The sequence below is a fragment of the Veillonella sp. VA139 genome (genome assembly GCF_003992005.1).
Classification (GTDB): domain Bacteria; phylum Bacillota; class Negativicutes; order Veillonellales; family Veillonellaceae; genus F0422.
This window is the reverse complement of sequence record NZ_RQVL01000008.1, coordinates 51,502-68,437: the sequence shown is the minus strand read 5'-3', so window position 1 is coordinate 68,437 and position 16,936 is coordinate 51,502. Positions and strand designations below refer to the sequence as shown.

General features: G+C 42.0%; 15 protein-coding genes. 1 reads left to right on the top strand and 14 read right to left on the bottom strand.

Annotation, left to right across the window (positions count from 1 at the left end):
- Positions 1-3 precede the first annotated feature (3 nt).
- From mrdA to EO125_RS04410, 11 genes are all read right to left on the bottom strand, one after another.
- Complete coding sequence (mrdA, locus tag EO125_RS04460) at positions 4-1,902, bottom strand: penicillin-binding protein 2 (protein WP_127147845.1); 1,899 nt, start codon at positions 1,900-1,902, stop codon at positions 4-6.
- A 12-nt stretch (positions 1,903-1,914) separates the two neighbouring features.
- Entirely contained in the window at positions 1,915-2,406 is a 492-nt protein-coding gene (gene mreD, locus EO125_RS04455; RefSeq protein ID WP_127147844.1) for a rod shape-determining protein MreD, read from the bottom strand.
- On the bottom strand, positions 2,403-3,320 hold the full coding sequence (gene mreC, locus EO125_RS04450; protein ID WP_127147843.1) for a rod shape-determining protein MreC: 918 nt from the start codon (positions 3,318-3,320) through the stop codon (positions 2,403-2,405). The genes mreD and mreC overlap by 4 nt, the downstream gene beginning before the upstream one ends.
- Positions 3,320-4,354 (bottom strand): rod shape-determining protein, encoded by a 1,035-nt coding sequence (locus tag EO125_RS04445; protein ID WP_127147842.1) that lies wholly within the window; start codon positions 4,352-4,354, stop codon positions 3,320-3,322. Before EO125_RS04445 ends, mreC begins: the two co-directional genes overlap by 1 nt.
- 114 nt (positions 4,355-4,468) lie before the next feature.
- On the bottom strand, positions 4,469-6,004 hold the full coding sequence (gene guaA, locus EO125_RS04440; protein WP_127147841.1) for a glutamine-hydrolyzing GMP synthase: 1,536 nt from the start codon (positions 6,002-6,004) through the stop codon (positions 4,469-4,471).
- A gap of 84 nt (positions 6,005-6,088) precedes the next feature.
- Positions 6,089-7,507, bottom strand: a complete 1,419-nt coding sequence (gene hydG / locus EO125_RS04435) for a [FeFe] hydrogenase H-cluster radical SAM maturase HydG (protein WP_127147840.1) — start codon at positions 7,505-7,507, stop codon at positions 6,089-6,091.
- Between the two features lie 389 nt (positions 7,508-7,896).
- Entirely contained in the window at positions 7,897-8,184 is a 288-nt protein-coding gene (rpmA, locus tag EO125_RS04430; protein ID WP_127147839.1) for a 50S ribosomal protein L27, read from the bottom strand.
- A 12-nt stretch (positions 8,185-8,196) separates the two neighbouring features.
- Positions 8,197-8,511 (bottom strand): ribosomal-processing cysteine protease Prp, encoded by a 315-nt coding sequence (locus EO125_RS04425; RefSeq protein ID WP_127147838.1) that lies wholly within the window; start codon positions 8,509-8,511, stop codon positions 8,197-8,199.
- Positions 8,512-8,516: 5 nt separating this feature from the next.
- Positions 8,517-8,828, bottom strand: a complete 312-nt coding sequence (rplU, locus tag EO125_RS04420; protein ID WP_009352881.1) for a 50S ribosomal protein L21 — start codon at positions 8,826-8,828, stop codon at positions 8,517-8,519.
- A 371-nt stretch (positions 8,829-9,199) separates the two neighbouring features.
- Positions 9,200-10,384 (bottom strand): multidrug effflux MFS transporter, encoded by a 1,185-nt coding sequence (locus EO125_RS04415; protein ID WP_127147837.1) that lies wholly within the window; start codon positions 10,382-10,384, stop codon positions 9,200-9,202.
- Complete coding sequence (locus EO125_RS04410) at positions 10,371-11,264, bottom strand: epoxyqueuosine reductase (protein ID WP_127147836.1); 894 nt, start codon at positions 11,262-11,264, stop codon at positions 10,371-10,373. The genes EO125_RS04415 and EO125_RS04410 overlap by 14 nt, the downstream gene beginning before the upstream one ends.
- A gap of 691 nt (positions 11,265-11,955) precedes the next feature.
- On the opposite strand from EO125_RS04410, the gene EO125_RS04405 reads away from it, so the two are divergent.
- On the top strand, positions 11,956-12,903 hold the full coding sequence (locus EO125_RS04405; protein ID WP_127147860.1) for an L-lactate dehydrogenase: 948 nt from the start codon (positions 11,956-11,958) through the stop codon (positions 12,901-12,903).
- Positions 12,904-13,343: 440 nt separating this feature from the next.
- Here the strand turns inward: EO125_RS04405 and EO125_RS04400 are convergent, their stop codons facing one another.
- The 3 genes from EO125_RS04400 to EO125_RS04390 form a co-directional block, all read right to left on the bottom strand.
- Entirely contained in the window at positions 13,344-14,423 is a 1,080-nt protein-coding gene (locus EO125_RS04400) for a hypothetical protein (RefSeq protein WP_127147835.1), read from the bottom strand.
- A gap of 14 nt (positions 14,424-14,437) precedes the next feature.
- Positions 14,438-15,367: an inverse autotransporter beta domain-containing protein gene (locus EO125_RS04395; protein ID WP_127147834.1), complete on the bottom strand. Its 930-nt coding sequence runs from the start codon at positions 15,365-15,367 to the stop codon at positions 14,438-14,440.
- Positions 15,368-16,093: 726 nt separating this feature from the next.
- On the bottom strand, positions 16,094-16,876 hold the full coding sequence (locus EO125_RS04390; RefSeq protein WP_127147833.1) for a basic amino acid ABC transporter substrate-binding protein: 783 nt from the start codon (positions 16,874-16,876) through the stop codon (positions 16,094-16,096).
- Positions 16,877-16,936: the final 60 nt, after the last annotated feature.

Below are 16,936 nucleotides of genomic sequence, written 5' to 3'. Positions count from 1 at the left end.
CTCCTAGTCTACCTTTTGTTCTTTCCCAGAGGCGGTTTCTTTTTTAGCATCCTCTTTCTTATCATTCGCAGGGACTACGACCGGCTTAGGAATGTGAAAGTATTCTTCCAAAATAGGGCGTACAATGGACCCAGCAGAAACGGCACCAAAGCCGCCTTGTTCTACCAACGCTACTACCACGATACGAGGCTTGTCGTATGGTGCATAGGCAACGAACCAACCATGATCACGGCCAGTAGCATTTTCCGCCGTCCCCGTTTTACCAGCTACGGCTAAGGATAAGCCTTTAAAAATTTCCCCTGCTGTACCACCTTCCAAGGTTACATCTCTAAGACCATTTCGAACAATATCCATGACAGCTTTCGATACTTGCAAGACCCCTAATTTCTTAGGCCCAAAAATCTCCTCTGGCGTTCCATCAGCATTATCGATACGACTCACTACATACGGTTGATAGCGAATCCCTCCGTTAGCAATCTCAGACATCATCACTGCCATTTGTATGGGCGTCACCAATGTGAAAGACTGTCCAATAGCGGCATCAAAGGTTTCCCCTAAATACCAATCTTGATTAAATACTTTTCGTTTGTATTCGGGACTAGCAATATTACCACTGCCTTCATCATATAACTTGATCCCCGTCTTTTCACCGAGCCCAAAAATCTTCGCATATGTATCGATATTATCAATGCCTAAACGATTCCCCATTTCATAGAAATACACATTATCTGACTTCGCCAAAGCTTTATTGAAATCCAGCCAGCCTAATGCCTCTCCTTCTGCATTTCGCTTATCGATTAACCAGTGTTTACCACTGTCATGAATCATTTCATTAGGAGTGACCTTTTTCAATTCTAAGGCAGCCGCACCCGTAATAATTTTGAAAGGAGACCCTGGCGGATACTCACCAGTAACTACTTTATTTTCAAAAGGATGATTAGCATCTGTATTTAGCTGATTCCATTGTTCCGTAGTAATCCCTTTCGCAAACCAATTCGGATTGAACCCTGGTGCACTCACCATGGCGAGGACCGCCCCTGTATTAGGATCTAGGGCAACTACGGCAGCTCCCTTCGCAGGAATACCTTGTTTTCTAAGCGCTGCTAATTGGTCATAGACAGCTTTTTCAGCCACTTTTTGTAGATTCAAATCAATAGTTAAATGAATGTTGCGACCTGGTATGGTGTGTTTGCGCCCTACTTCTTCTACAGGGCGTCCACTGGCATCCACCTCTACTTGGCGGCCACCATCCACACCACGTAGCACAGAATCGTACATTTTCTCTAGCCCAGAACGACCTAAAATCGTACCAGGACCTATGGTTCCACCCCTATGTGTTCCGTCTAACTCTGCTTGTTTCGCTTCCGCCAGCTCTTCTTCACTGACTTCCCCTACATAGCCCAATAATTGGGATGCCATCGTATCATAAGGATAATAGCGAAGTGGCTCTACATCTACCGTAATACCAGGTAATTCATGACGATGTTCTTCAATTTTTGTCACCTTGTCTAAGGTCACGTCACTGGCTAATCGGATTGGTTCATAGCCACCCTTATGAGCCTCTATTTTTTCTGCCAATGTTTTCACAGGAATTTCTAAATAGGACGCCAATTGCTCTAGCTCTTTTGGATTCGCCTGCTTTCCAGTGGGCAACATAGACACCATATAGGCAGGTCGTGAACCCACCACAATTTGACCATTTCTATCATACATTAATCCCCGTGTAGCCGTCATAGACAACATACGGAGACGATTCCCCTCCGCTTTTCCACGGTAATAATCACCTTCAATGGCTTGCAGATAAAATACACGTCCTAGCAAAATAGCAAAAACGATGACGACTATGGTTAGCAATACATCAAAGCGTGTCGTTTTCTTCTTTTTATATAGTGCTTTTAACATAGCCTCTCCTTTCTACCACATGTATTCATCCTTTTCTTCCCAGCGCCATACTAGTTTATGCACCACAATGCCTATTAAGGCATCAATCCCTATCGAAGGAATGCCATGATTCCAAATGTAGGTAGTCATGATAATCGGTTCTTGTACAATCCATAATAAGCCCATTTGTAGAGCCATGACTAAGGTTGCTCCTACCCCTGTCCACCAAGCTGTGGCGTACCATTGTTCTTCATATACAGTACCTTGCATAGAGCCTAACATATAACTTCCCATCGTATAGGATACCACATGTAACCCAAAATAGTTGCCGATCATCACGTCTTGAACAATACCACCTACAACGGCTAACATCATGCCATGAGACCGACCTTTCAATATGGTCACTACCAACGCAATATCTAGTAATAGATGAGGTGCCCACGAATAGGAAAACCATCTAGGCACCACTAAGGATTGGATAATAATAACGCCTAATACCATGAATGTCCAAGCACATCGTTTCATTGTTGCACCGTCCCTTTAGCCCCTTCTACTTGATCTCGCTGTGTACGAGGAATCAATTTCGGCTCTAATTTTGGTGCTTCTGGTCGTGCAATGGATGATGATACAATTACGAATACTTCTTCTAAACTTTGAAAGTCCACTGTAGGCTCAATGACAGCATGTTTCACAAATCCTTCTTCATCGGTAACAATGTCTTTCACATGGCCCAATAATAATCCTTTTGGATAGATACCACCAAACCCAGACGTTACGATGGTATCACCTTTCAGAACGTCACCATTTAAAGCGATATTCACCATTTGTGGTTCCATAGGGCGATTGCCATTACCTTTCAAAATGGATGCAATTCTTGATTCTGGGCGTTGGACGATAACTCCCGTCGCAGACCGTGGATCAAGGATAGTTTGGACCCGTGCCGAATGTTCATACACATCAGACACGAAACCTACCACACCACGCGGAGCAATGACCGCCATATTCGGCGCTACTCCATCTGCGCTGCCTCTGCTAATGGTGAAAGTATCTGTCCAGGCGCCTCTATCACGCGTCACCACAGACGCCGCTAACAACGCAAATTGAGGTTGTTCTCCTTTAAATTGTAACAATTGGCGTAAACGAATATTCTCTGCTACCAATTCATCATAAGCTACTTGTTTTTGTTCTAGTTCTGCATTGCGTTCCTCTATGTCTGACATGTCTTTCACGCGCAAGATGCCATTATCTATAACGGCTATCCCCGTATGTAGACCAGATAAGAAACGACTAGCTCCATAAGTAAAAGGTGCCATTAAGTTCTCTAAAGTTACCGTTACCACTGGTACTTGCGTTCTTTGTTTCCACACGTACCCAAAAATTCCTAATATGGCACAAAGGATTACGATCATAGTCAACCATTTTCGTTCAGATTGTTGCATTAAGATCGCCCCTTTCGTAATTTACTAGCCACTAATAATCGCTCTAAGCGTTGTACATCCGCAGCAGATCTGCCTAAACCAAGTGCCACCGTATCACCTGGTGTATCTGCAATGCGTACAGGAATACCTAGTTCCTCTTGGATGTGGCGATCTAACCCTTCTAGCAAAGATGTTCCACCTGTAAGAAGCATACCACTTTCCATAATATCTGCCACTAATTCAGGTGGTGTTTTTTCCAAAATACTGCGTATAACCGCCACCATATCTGCAATAGGTTGTCGCAAAATTTCATAGACTTCACTTTTACGAATCATACAGCGTTTGGTGAGTCCCGTTTCAGAGTGACGACCTACGATAGTGTATTCCCCTTCGATAGATGGAGCGATGGCACAACCAAGCGTTTGCTTAATGTCTTCCACTGTTTCATCGGATACCATAATAGAAAACTCATTGCGTATATAATGGTAAATGGCTTCGTTTAATTCATTACCACCAATCCGTGATGTGCGGCTCGCTACTTTACCACCCATCGATACAATAGCTACATCCGTAGTACTGCCACCGATATCGACAGCCATACTACCACGAGCCTCAAAAATAGGAAGTCCTGCACCAATCGCTGCTGCTACTGGACTTTCCAGCAAATACGCTTCCCGAGCACCCGCCTGAATGATGGCATCCGTCATGGCTCTTCGCTCTACATCGGTAATCCCACAAGGCACTGCCATGACGACACGAGATCTACGAACCGCCTTGGACGCTTTGTTCATAAAATACTTTAACATGGACAATACAATTCTGTAGTCCACAATAAAGCCCTCTTTCAAAGGACTCATAGGGGCTAATGTTTCCGGATTGCGCAATAGCAAGCGTTGCGCATCTTCGCCAATAGTAACAATGTTCTCTTGTTTCGCGTCCGTTGCCACAATGGATGGTTCCGATACAACCACCCCTCGACCTTCCACAAAAATATGCGTGTGAAAGGTACCAATATCTATTCCTAAATCTCTTCCTAATGAAGAAAATAATTTCATCGAACCTCTCCTTATAAAGAATTCCGTATTCTATTAATTGTAACATACTTTAAGGAGATTATAAATAAAAAAGCCAGCAAAACCTAAATTCTGCTGGCTTTCAGTATATGTATTTTATTCCCACTCGATAGTTGCTGGTGGTTTGCTTGTAATGTCGTACACGATACGGTTAATGTGGTTTACTTCGTTCACGATGCGGCGGGAGATCGTATCCAATACATCGTAAGGGATACGAGCCCAATCAGCTGTCATAAAGTCAGTTGTTGTGACACCACGTAATGCTAATGTGTAATCATAGGTACGGAAGTCACCCATAACACCTACTGTACGTGTGCTTGTTAACACCGCGAAGTATTGGTTAATAGAACGATCTAAACCAGCTTTTGCGATTTCATCCCGGAAGATGTAATCCGCATCACGCAATACGTCCAGTTTATCTTTTGTCACTTCCCCCATGACACGGATCGCAAGACCTGGTCCTGGGAATGGTTGACGCCATACTAGGTAATCCGCTAAACCAAGTTCAGCACCTAATTGACGAACTTCATCTTTGAACAAGTTGCGAAGTGGTTCGATTAAACCTTTGAAATCCACTACTGCAGGTAAACCACCTACATTGTGGTGAGATTTAATGACTTCTGCTTCGCCAGTACCAGACTCGATCACATCTGGGTAGATCGTACCTTGTGCTAAGTAATCAACGGAACCAATTTTGCGACCTTCATCTTCGAAGACACGGATAAATTCTTCACCAATAGCTTTGCGTTTTGCTTCTGGATCTTCAAGACCCGCTAATTTTGTTAAGAAACGTTCTTCTGCATCCACACGAATGAAGTGCATACCAGAACCTTTGAATGCCGCTTCTACTTCGTCGCCTTCGTTTTTACGCATCAAACCATGGTCAACGAAGATACAAGTTAATTGGTCTCCTACGGCTTTAGAGATTAACGCTGCCGCTACAGAGCTATCTACACCGCCAGACAATGCCAATAATACTTTGCCATCCCCTACTGTATTGCGAATCTCTTTAATAGCAGTTTTTGCATAGTTTGCCATCGTCCATTGGCCTGTGCATCCACATACTTCATACAAGAAGTTGTGCAACATTTCTTTGCCGTGTTCTGTATGCAACACTTCTGCATGGTATTGCATAGCATATAAACGGCGCTCTTCGTTTTGCATCGCTGCTACTGGACAATCTTTTGTATGAGCTACGATTTTGAAGCCTTCTGGTACTTTTGCCACATAATCTACATGACTCATCCAAACAACTTCTTCTTCAGAAAGCCCTTTAAACAATGGTGAGGACACATCTACACGAGTTGGAGTTTTACCAAATTCACGAGTTTCTGCAGATGTTACATGGCCGCCCAAAGTGTGTGCCATAAACTGCATACCATAGCACATACCCAACACTGGAATACCAAGTTCAAATACTTCCGCTTCCATTTTTGGAGCATTCTCTTCGTATACGCTAGCAGGTCCACCTGTGAAGATGATCCCTTTTGGTTGCAATCCTTTAATTTTTTCTAATGCTTTATTGTATGGATATACCTCACAATACACATTGTTTTCACGTACACGACGCGCGATCAGTTGATTATATTGACCACCAAAGTCAACGACAACAACCATCTCTTTTTGTTCCATTCTGTCCTCCCACAATCTTCTGTTTATAACTTCAATATATAAACACTATATATTAAATATTATACCCTATGCACTAAGTTTTGACTAGAATCGGAAGTCACGTTCTCCCTCTTCCATTTGCGCTATATAGGCTTTCGATTTTTCTTTCACTAGATCATTTTTAATAGAGTCTAATTGCACATCGATAACAGCCGCACCAACAGCTTTTGTTTCCTCATCAGCATAGTCTAGTAAATATTCTTTCAATGTCATCAACGCATTCGGTTGGCAACAGTTGGAAATCTGTCCACTCTTGGCAAGCGCCATGAATCGGTCACCAGTACGTCCTTCACGATAGCAAGCTGTACAGAAACTTGGCACATATCCTAATTCTAACAACCACTCTACAATCTCATCCAAGGAACGGCGGTCACTCGTATCAAATTGAGCAGAATTTTCTTCTTCTGGTTCTTCTTCTACGTAGCCACCAACGGATGTACGAGACCCTCCTGAAATTTGAGAAATACCCAAGGCTAACCCACGCTCCCGCATGGATTGACTTTCACGAGTAGACATAATCATACCTGCATACGGCGCAGACACACGAATCAAAGCTACGATTTTTTCAAAAATATCGTCTGGTACAGCATTGCTGAAATCATCTACATCGATATCATCAGCAGGGCAAATCCGAGGTACACTGATGGTATGCGGACCTACCCCAAACTTTGCTTCTAAATGTTCCGCATGCATCAACAAGCCTACGAAGTCATATTTGTAGTGTTCCAATCCATAGAGCACGCCAATGCCCACGTCATCAATACCTGCTTCCATAGCACGGTCCATGGCCGTTGTATGGTATGCATAATCGCTCTTAGGACCTGTTGGATGAAGAGCCTCATAGTTTTCTTTATTGTATGTTTCTTGGAACAATGTGTACGTACCAATACCTGCCTCATGTAATTTTCGATAGTCTTCTACTTCACACGCCGCAATATTCACATTGACACGACGAATTTCTCCATTATCTTTTTTGATGGAGTAAATCGTATCAATACATTCCAAAATATATTCCAATGGGTTTTCCAATGGATGTTCGCCAGATTCGATAACAATCCGTTTATGCCCCATCGCTTCTAGTGCCATCACTTCTTCACGAACTTGATCTTGGTTCAATTTCTTACGAGTGATGGTCTTATTTTTCGCATGGTATGGGCAATAAACACAACCATTGATGCAATGGTTAGATAAATATAAAGGAGCAAAGAGTACGATACGATTGCCATAAATGGCTTGTTTAATCTCTTTTGCTAAAGCAAATAATTTCTCCTTATATTCTGGCAAGGGACATTCTAACAGTACCATCGCCTCACGGTGGTTCAACCCCACACGAGTTTTCGCCTTCTCTAATATGGCATCCAACAAAGGACGATTTTCCTTGTTTTCTTCTGCATATTGTAAAGTGGCTAGAATCTCTTCATGATTAATAAATTCTTCCGCCTTGGAAGAGTGTACATCATACATAGTAAACTCCTTTTCTACTGACTTAGTAGATCTATGATAGCCTACATCTTTCTAGGCTTTGTCTTAACATAAGCGCTATACCGATTTTATTAGATATAGTCTTTCTTTTATTATACTCCACTTATGAATCAATGTATATAAAATTAGTGTGCATTATGAAAGCAAATACTAATACTATGTATGCATAAACAGAAATATACATCTATTCATTTGTTCACTCTGAAACCGTCATGTCCTTTTACAATCTATAACCTTAAACTGCATATGTGATATAACATCATTTTACAAAATCTTGTTGTCCTATTTGTAATAACGGCAAAATCCTATACTAAACAAACAAAAAAGGCCACCAGATATTGCTATCTAGTGACCTTTCATATGTGTTATGATTAAGCTTCTACAGGGTATACAGAAACTTTACGGTTATAACGACCAGCACGTTCAAATGCTACACGACCAGGAACCAATGCAAACAAAGTATCATCTTTGCCGATACCTACGTTAGTGCCTGGATGGAAATGTGTACCACGTTGACGAACTAGGATGTTACCACTTTTTACAGTAGAACCGTCATGGCATTTAACTCCAAGACGTTTGGACTCGGAATCACGACCATTTTTTGTACTGGAAGCACCTTTTTTAGATGCGAATAGTTGTAATTGGATATTGATTAACATGTAGTTCATCTCCTATTGTTCACTCACTCTAACAAAATCACTATATTGATCTGCCACATTCTTGATACCAAGAAGCATGGTTTCTAATATAGCTTGTCCACTTTCATTGATTGGTTCTGAAAGCAGGATATGTAACTCACCATCTTCCATTTGGTACTCCATGGCTTGCTGAGCCACTTCATGAAGTCCTAAAATCGATGTTTGTGAAAGCATGGATATAGCGGCACATACAATATCTTCTCCATAGGGAGCTGCACCAGCATGACCTTGAAAATGACATTCTATAATTTGTCCTACCCCATTGCGTTTCACATCAATGTGAGTCATGATACTTACGCCTCGATTTTTTCGATGCGAACTTTAGTGAATGGTTGGCGATGGCCTTGACGACGACGATAGTTGGATTTCGCTTTGTATTTGAAAACCAAAATCTTTTTCGCTTTACCATGTTCAAGTACTGTACCAGTAACTTTTGCACCGTCCACAAGTGGTGTACCAACCTTAACATCACCGTCTTTAACTACAGTTACAACTTCGTCAAAAGAAACAGTTCCTTCAGCTGCTACATCCAATTTTTCAATAGTGATTACATCGCCTTCGGAAACACGATATTGTTTACCACCAGTTTTAATAATTGCGTACATTATGACACCTCCTTGTATTCGTACTCGCTGAATGCGGTTATCTAGCCGAAGCCAAATATTATTGACCTCTTCATGCGGCTTGCAATAGTTGAGCGTACCCAAACTATGACTTACTTATTATACAGGACAAGCACTGTTTATGTCAATGAAAGGAACCTCTTTTCTATCTATATTTTTGAAAGAAGCCTTTCCTCTATACACCTTGCAAGATCTTGCTTAGCCACCAAGCATATACTAATGTAGAATAGCCTGCCTAAATACATCTATAATCGTGTCCTCATTCTTTCCAATACCGATGTAGGTCTCTCTTTTACCATACATGCTAGCACTAAAGTTATATATTTGTAAGTACTAGTATGATAATGAAATCCCTATATGGTAGGTCGAGCAAATTGATAGTAACAGAGCAACGCCGCTAAGGAGCAAATCACCATGGTAATCCCCATAGGAATTGCCGTATGTGACCCTCCCATCCCCACAATAGGGGACACAATACCGGCAGACATCATAGAGAAAAAGCCTAATAATGCAGATGCACTGCCCGCCAAATGTCCATAATCCGCCATGGCCATAGAGAAGCTAGCAGCACCGAATAAAGACACAGTGCCTACGGTAAAGAATAAAATCGTAGTGACCACTAGGAACGGCATATTCAATGCCATGACTCCTAAAAACAAAGTGGATCCTAGAAATAGCACACACAAGCTACCGTGCAGCAATTGGTAATCCTTAATGACATTACTCAAACGAGAGCTAATCATACTAAATAGAATAATACCACAGCTATTGATACCAAATATATAACTAAATTGTTGCGCATCTAATCCGAATATATTTTGATACACAAAGGAAGATCCACTAATGTAACAGAAGAACGCCCCAAAAGCAAAACATTGAATGCCACATTGTCCTAAGAAAGCTTTGCCTTTCAACAATATTTTATAATTCTTGATGGCCTCTTGAATACCCCCTGCTACGCGCTGTTCTGTTGGTAAACTTTCACAGAATAGAACGGAACCTATCAATAGCACGAGGGAAAATCCTGCTAAAACGACGAAAATGAATCGCCACGTTTCGTATACCAAAATTTGTCCTCCAATAAGAGGAGCAATGACAGGCGCCAAGCCATTGACCATCATCAACGATGCCAACAACTTAATCAAAGCCGGCCCCGATGCATAGTCCCGCGCGATGGCCTTAGAAACCACCAACCCAAAGGAGCCCGTCACACCTTGTAAAAAGCGCCCTAACAAAAGTACTTCAATGTTCGGCGCATAGGCACAAATAATGGTAGCTACTACGCAAAGTAGATTTCCCACAATGAGTGGTTTCTTGCGACCTAGCACATCACTGATAGGTCCTGCAAAGAGTTGTCCCGCTGCAATACCGATGGTCATAATGCCGATGGTCATTTGGATATTCGATGCCGATGTATCCAGTTCTCCAGGCATAATCGGCAAGGCTGGCAAATACATATCCGTCGCCAATGGTGTTACCGCTGTGAGCAATCCTAAGAGTATAATTAAAAATAATGAAACAGCCTTACTTTCCTTCATGCCTTTCCTTTCTAACAATCTCCGCATTGCGGAGCAATACTTTCTTTCCTCGCCAAGCCCATGCCTTGTGGCCGTACTTCGCTTTAAACTCTTTATTCGTCATTCCCTCTAGTTCCTCTGCCTCAATATAGGGCTCAACCGTTTGAAACTCTGGGATAGGTGTCATCGGAATATCTCGATTGTGAGGGCATACCTCTTGACATACATCGCATCCAAAAATGAGGGGCGTTTTGCCAATAATCGGCTCTTCTTCCTCTGAAAGTTCACCTTTACACTGGGTGAGATAACTTTTACAGGTACGGTAATCTAAGTGATCTCCCTGTAAGGCCTTACCAGGACAGGAACGCAAACAAGCCCCACATTGGAGGCAACTCTGTGCAAGCGGTACAGAAGGAGACAATTCCAACGTCGTCATGATGGTTCCAATCACCGTATAGGATCCCCAAGTAGGATTGATAAACGTTTGATTCCACCCATAAAAGCCCAGGCCCGCCAAGTACGCCATATACCGATCCGCCAAGGGCGACGTATCACAGTGAATCTCGTACATTTCCTCAGGATATCGCTCACGCAACACCGCCACCAACCGTTCCAAATACTGACGTACCACAACATGATAATCATCGCCCCAACAATACCTAGCTACATTCGTTATTCCTTCCCTAGGCATATAATAAGGAAACAAACAGACAATAGCGGACTTCGGTGAAGCAATAGTCGTGGACCCCTGCAATCGTTCTTCAATACTTCCATTCGTAAACGGACAAGGATAGGGCGTATCCAAATGCACCGACGCCTCAGACGGTAACGGCCAAGGCGCCACACCCAAAGCTGGAATATTCAGTTCATTTGCTAAATTTTCAAGTTCTAATCGTGTCATAACTCTATTATACTATACATTTCCATACGTTATATATAAGCAAACACTCATGCATTATACTAATTAAGCACATAGGCTATGCTGATTCAGAAACTCAAGCAATATTTTTAGTTTTCCACGTAGCATAACTTACACACCTAATTCCATTAGTAAAACCAACGTATATCTATAACCAAAAAACATACCTTTACCTGAGGAACGCGGCTTTGTGTAATAACCTTCGTGGCGTTCCCATATTACCTAAATCACGCAAACACCGGAAGAACGCCACATGTTTCCAATCATCCCTAAGGAACGCAGTTAAGCGTAACAGTCTTGCGGCAGTTATCACTAGCAAGATTACACAAACACCAAAAGAGCCTTCAACGTCTGCTAGCGTTAGCCTCATCTCAAAAGTAAAAATTTGATTACGCTCCCCGAGGAACTCAGTTTCGTGTAGTAGCCTTGTGGCGTTCCCTTACTGCCTAAATCACGCAAACACCAGAAGAGCGCCACATGTTCCTGAACAAACCTAACCACTGTATCAGTTTGAGAAGGAATATGTGGCGCTCTTCCCTTTGCCCTATTCAATCAACGCGCCTCAGGCTACATAGCAAAACAAGAGACGTATTGACTAAACCCATCTAAAGTTTTATCCTAGTACATATTACTAATTACTTTCATCATTCAACACAGGAGGAACAATATGTCTATAAAACTACGTAAAGTTGCCATCATCGGCACTGGCCATGTGGGCTCCCATGTGGCATTTTCCCTCGCTACCCAAGGCGAAGTTGACCAATTATACATGGTGGACATCGACAAAGATAAAGCCATCGCCCAAGCTACCGACATCAACGATGCTGTGAGCTACTTGCCACATCGTGTAGAAGCCATCGCTTGCGAACCTGAAGATATCGGACACTGCGACATTCTCGTCATCTCCGCTGGCCCACTGCCATCCCCAGAACAAGATCGATTAGATACACTAGGCTCCACCATAGAAGTATTGCGTGAATTTCTTCCTCGTGTGAAAGCCTCGGGATTCAACGGTTTCATCGTCAGCATTTCCAACCCAGCTGATGTAGTAGCGGCTTATGTACAAGAATACTTAAACTATCCGAAACATAAAATTATCTCTTCTGGCACATCCTTAGACTCGGCACGCCTACAACGACTGGTAGCAGAACAAATCTACGTACACCGCCGTTCCCTATCTTGCTACGCTATGGGCGAACACGGTGGCAGCGCTATGGTTCCTTGGTCTCACGTTACAGTATCTGGCAAACCTTTGAAAGAACTACAACAAGAACTTCCTCACCGTTTCCCAACCTTTGACGAAGATACCCTAGTAGAACAAATGAAATACGGTGGCTACCTCGTCCTCATCGGAAAAGGTTCCACTGAATTTGGCATCGCTGCATCCGTCACAGAAATCATTCGTGCTTACTTCCATGACGAACAAAAAGTACTCCCTCTATCGTGCAAACTAGAAGGCGAATACGGCGAGCACAACGTCTTCGCCTCCGTACCAGCCATCATCGGCAAAAACGGCATCGAAGAAATCCTAACACTACACCTAACCCCAAGCGAACAAGAAGACTTTCACAATTCTTGCGAACGCATTAGAGAATACATCAAACTAGCCCGCACTATGTAAGATTACATACTAGTTCTTAGCTTTATTAGTATTTATACCTTTTGTTTTTATTCCATTTTCTCTATACTATATATTAGGCATAAAGAGCACCCTTTCCCTTGTGAGAAGAGATAATGTAGAGAATATGAAAGGGAATTGAACTTTGTGCCTTTACTAACTATATCATTCAAGTAAAATAAGAGATTGGCATGCCCCAGAACAAACATCATAACCTTCCCCCTGAGGAATGCAGTCATGCGTAGTAGCCTTGTGGCGACCCTTACTAGCTAAATTATGTAAACACAAAAAGACCGCAACATGTTCCTGAACAAACCTAACTACTGTATCAGTTTGAGAAGGAATATGTTGCGGTCTTCCCTTTGCTAATAAGCACGCCACAGGCTGCATAGCAGAACAAGTGACGATTCACAAACTACATAGCATTACAAGAGACGATTAATTTAGAACACAGATGGTGTTTTGGAGTATTTATTGTCAGAACCAACTTCTTCAGTAGTACTTTTACCGGAATCCGCAGTTGGAGCTACTGCATCATTGTATGGTGAATGTAAATATTTCTTCCCATTTTCATCATTTGTAAAATACTCGTACCTTTCACTGCCACCCTGATGCTTGTATTCAAAATAATTCCCCTTATAATGATCATCCGTCGTTTTTTCAGCCTGTAATGGTTGATGATAACTTGCTTTATCTGATGGTGATTGAATGCTACCTTTTTTCCAACCTAAATGTGACCAAAGACCTTCATGAGCATCATAGCTCATAGATACATCAGAGGAACCATCGATATATTTTTTACCTTCTTTTTCTTTCACTTCGAAATGAATTACACTAGCCTCATAAGCCTTTCTCGTATTATCGTCATAATATCCTAAAGCCCCCATGGCTGCTAATAGAAGACTACGTGGAATACCTGAATAGTCATTTCTATATTTATTTCTTTCATCAGCAGTTCTTAAAGCATCCTTTTTACCCGCAATACGAACTAATTCTTTTACGTATTCCTTCGTATATTTTTTCCGTATATCTTCTGACCATTCTTTAGTTATATCGTCCTTTGGTGCTGTTATGCCTGGATTAATCTGCACATCTTCACCAGTTTGTCGATCTTTCTCGAAATAATACCCATATACATCGTTTATATTTTTGGGTTTTGTTATCAAATTACTACTTTCTTTCACAGCTTTATAGGTACCATTCCATTCATCTCCAGCGCCTTTCACTGTCACCTGTCCTTGCATAGTAAATGGCTCATGTTCGTACCGAAGTAAGTCGTAAACACCTACTGGTAATTCCGAAGCATTCTTCTCTATTTCAATGGTTGTTCCTAATTTATCAACCATTGTTTCCCCTTGAATTTCCACCCATTGCTTAGTCGTCGCATTATGGACTTCTACTTTCAGAATTTTTCCTTTAAAAGCAGTCACTTCATTTTCTATCGTCACCGCTGCTTGTGTACTCAAAAATGTGCCTGTTAAGGCAAGACCTACTAATGCTGATACTACCGTTTTCTTCATCATATCTGTACCTCACCTTAACCAATACGAAGCGTTACATGTAATTTGTCCGATTGTGCTGGTTGATTCTGTTCTTTACCATAGCGTTCCACCACAATATTGTTCACACGGCGCACTTTCGTCAACAATTTTGCTTCTACAGATGAGGTCACTCCATAGGAATGAGCACCACCCCACAATGCCACAGGAGCTTTACCAAGGCGATACATAATGCGTCCAAACATTTTGCCAGACTCATGATTCATTTTATTCACACCCATATCTACAGATATATTTGGTGTTAACTGCAATTCCGTACCTACATAGAAACCTGTCGCATCTTCACGATGTTTCATATCCCAACGATAGGCACTGGCATAGACCTTCGCCCATTCTGCCCCTTTGAAAGTATGGGCATATTCCACATTATATCCATCCACTACTTTTTCAAACACATGATTTTCCACATCTACTTCACGTTCACCAGATACGCCATGATACACATTAGCACGCAATTCATGTTGCCCATTGAAGTATTCTACACCACCACCCACGCGGCTATGATGGTGTCTAAAAGCATGGTCATAAAAAGCATTAACTCCTATCATAGCTGTTTTCGCATCATTCAAATGGCGATAACCAACTCCAATATTGGCTGTCGTTCCCAATTCAGATGCATTACTTACACGACCTTGCACAAATACAACATCCTTCGTATCCTTATCTACATGCGTTAATGGTTGAATCGTTTCCATCTCATATTGCGGCTTCCACTCCTTTTGAAAAGACATATTCACCGTAGTCCGTTTCATCCAATCAGGGTTATGCTCTCCTTCTAACGCGCTGGACACAGCAGCAGTCATTGCATACCCGGCTATACTTCGATCTGTTTCATTATGACTCGCTGCCATAGCAGATGTTCCCAACATACATCCTAGCACAGCCAACACTAACACACGACGTTTCATAGTTCCTCCTATTCATACTACCAATGCACAATCCACGAATAACAAAACAATACTCCTCATCATGAATTGATTTACATCCCCATCATACCATGCTTGTCCTTTCTAGGTCAACACAATGCACTTTAATGTATTGTATGAATAGACTTTCACGCATTGCGCAATATTGAAACATTTATATATATGCAACTACACAGTCATCATCCCCTGAGCGGCACCATTACAAGTAGTAGCCTTTGTGGCAACCCTTACTAGCTGAATTGCCCAAACACAAGAAGAGCGCGGTGTGCTCCGAACAAACACCACAAACTACTCTCTGAGGAACGCAATCATGCGTAGTAGCCTTGTGGCGACCCTTAGTAGCTAAATTACACAAACGCAAGAAGACCGCAACATGTTCCTGAACAAACCTAACCACCGTATCAGTTCAGGTCGGAATGTGTCGTGCTCTTCCACTCCCTGAGCAAGGCCCTTATGCGTAACAGCCTTTATGGCATTCCTTACTAACTAAATTACATAAACACAAGAAGAGCACGGTGTGCTCCCCCCTGAGCAAAGCCGTTACGAGTAGTAGCCTTTGTGGTATTCCTTATCCCAAAATAAGACAAATGCAAGAAGAGCACGACATATTCCGGAGCAAACCTAACCACTGTATCAGTTTGCGGAGGAATATGTCGTGCTCTTCCCTTTGCCTATCAGCCTAGGAATACCACAGGCTACATAGCAGAACTATTTTGCGAACCACTTATCGTAAATTTTTTGATACGTTCCATCGTCACGCATTGCTTTCAAAGCTTCGTTCACTTTATCACGTAATGCCGTGTTAGATTTATTGAATCCTAATACGAATGGAGGAGCATCTGTGCCTTCTCCAACAAGTTTAAGATCTTTATCTGCCCCTTGTTTCAAGTAGTACATAGCTACAGCTTGGTCGATGATAGCACCATCAATGGTACCCGCTTGTAAAGCCATAAAGATATTGCTATTAGAATCCATTTCTTTTACATCTGTACCAGGGATTGCTTTCGCCATTTCTACAGGCACTGTACCAATTTGAACACCTACACGTTTATTCGCAAGGTCATCCATTTTTTTGATGTCCGTATTATCTTTACGAACGATAGTGATGAAACCACCTTCTTTAAAGTATGGTTCAGAGAATGCCAACGCTTTTTCACGTTCTGGTGTAGCATTGATACCCGCTGCAATCATGTCGATATTGCCAGATTGTGTAGCTGGAATTAACGCATCGAAGCCCATGCTAACAAACTCTAATTTTAAACCTAAACGTTTTGCTACTTCTTCACTTAAATCTACATCGAAACCAATGTATTTATTCGTGTTTTCTTCTGCAAATTCAAATGGAGGGAATGTGGTTTCAGAACCAACTTTCAACACCCCTGCTGTTTGTGTTAACTGCGCTTCTTTTTTATCGCTACCACAACCAGCTAGTAAACCTACACTAAGAACAGCCGTACATAGGATAAGGCCTAGTTTTTTCATGCTAATCATAATTACCTCCCATAATATATTCACAACTTATGATTATTTATACATAAATTATACCACACA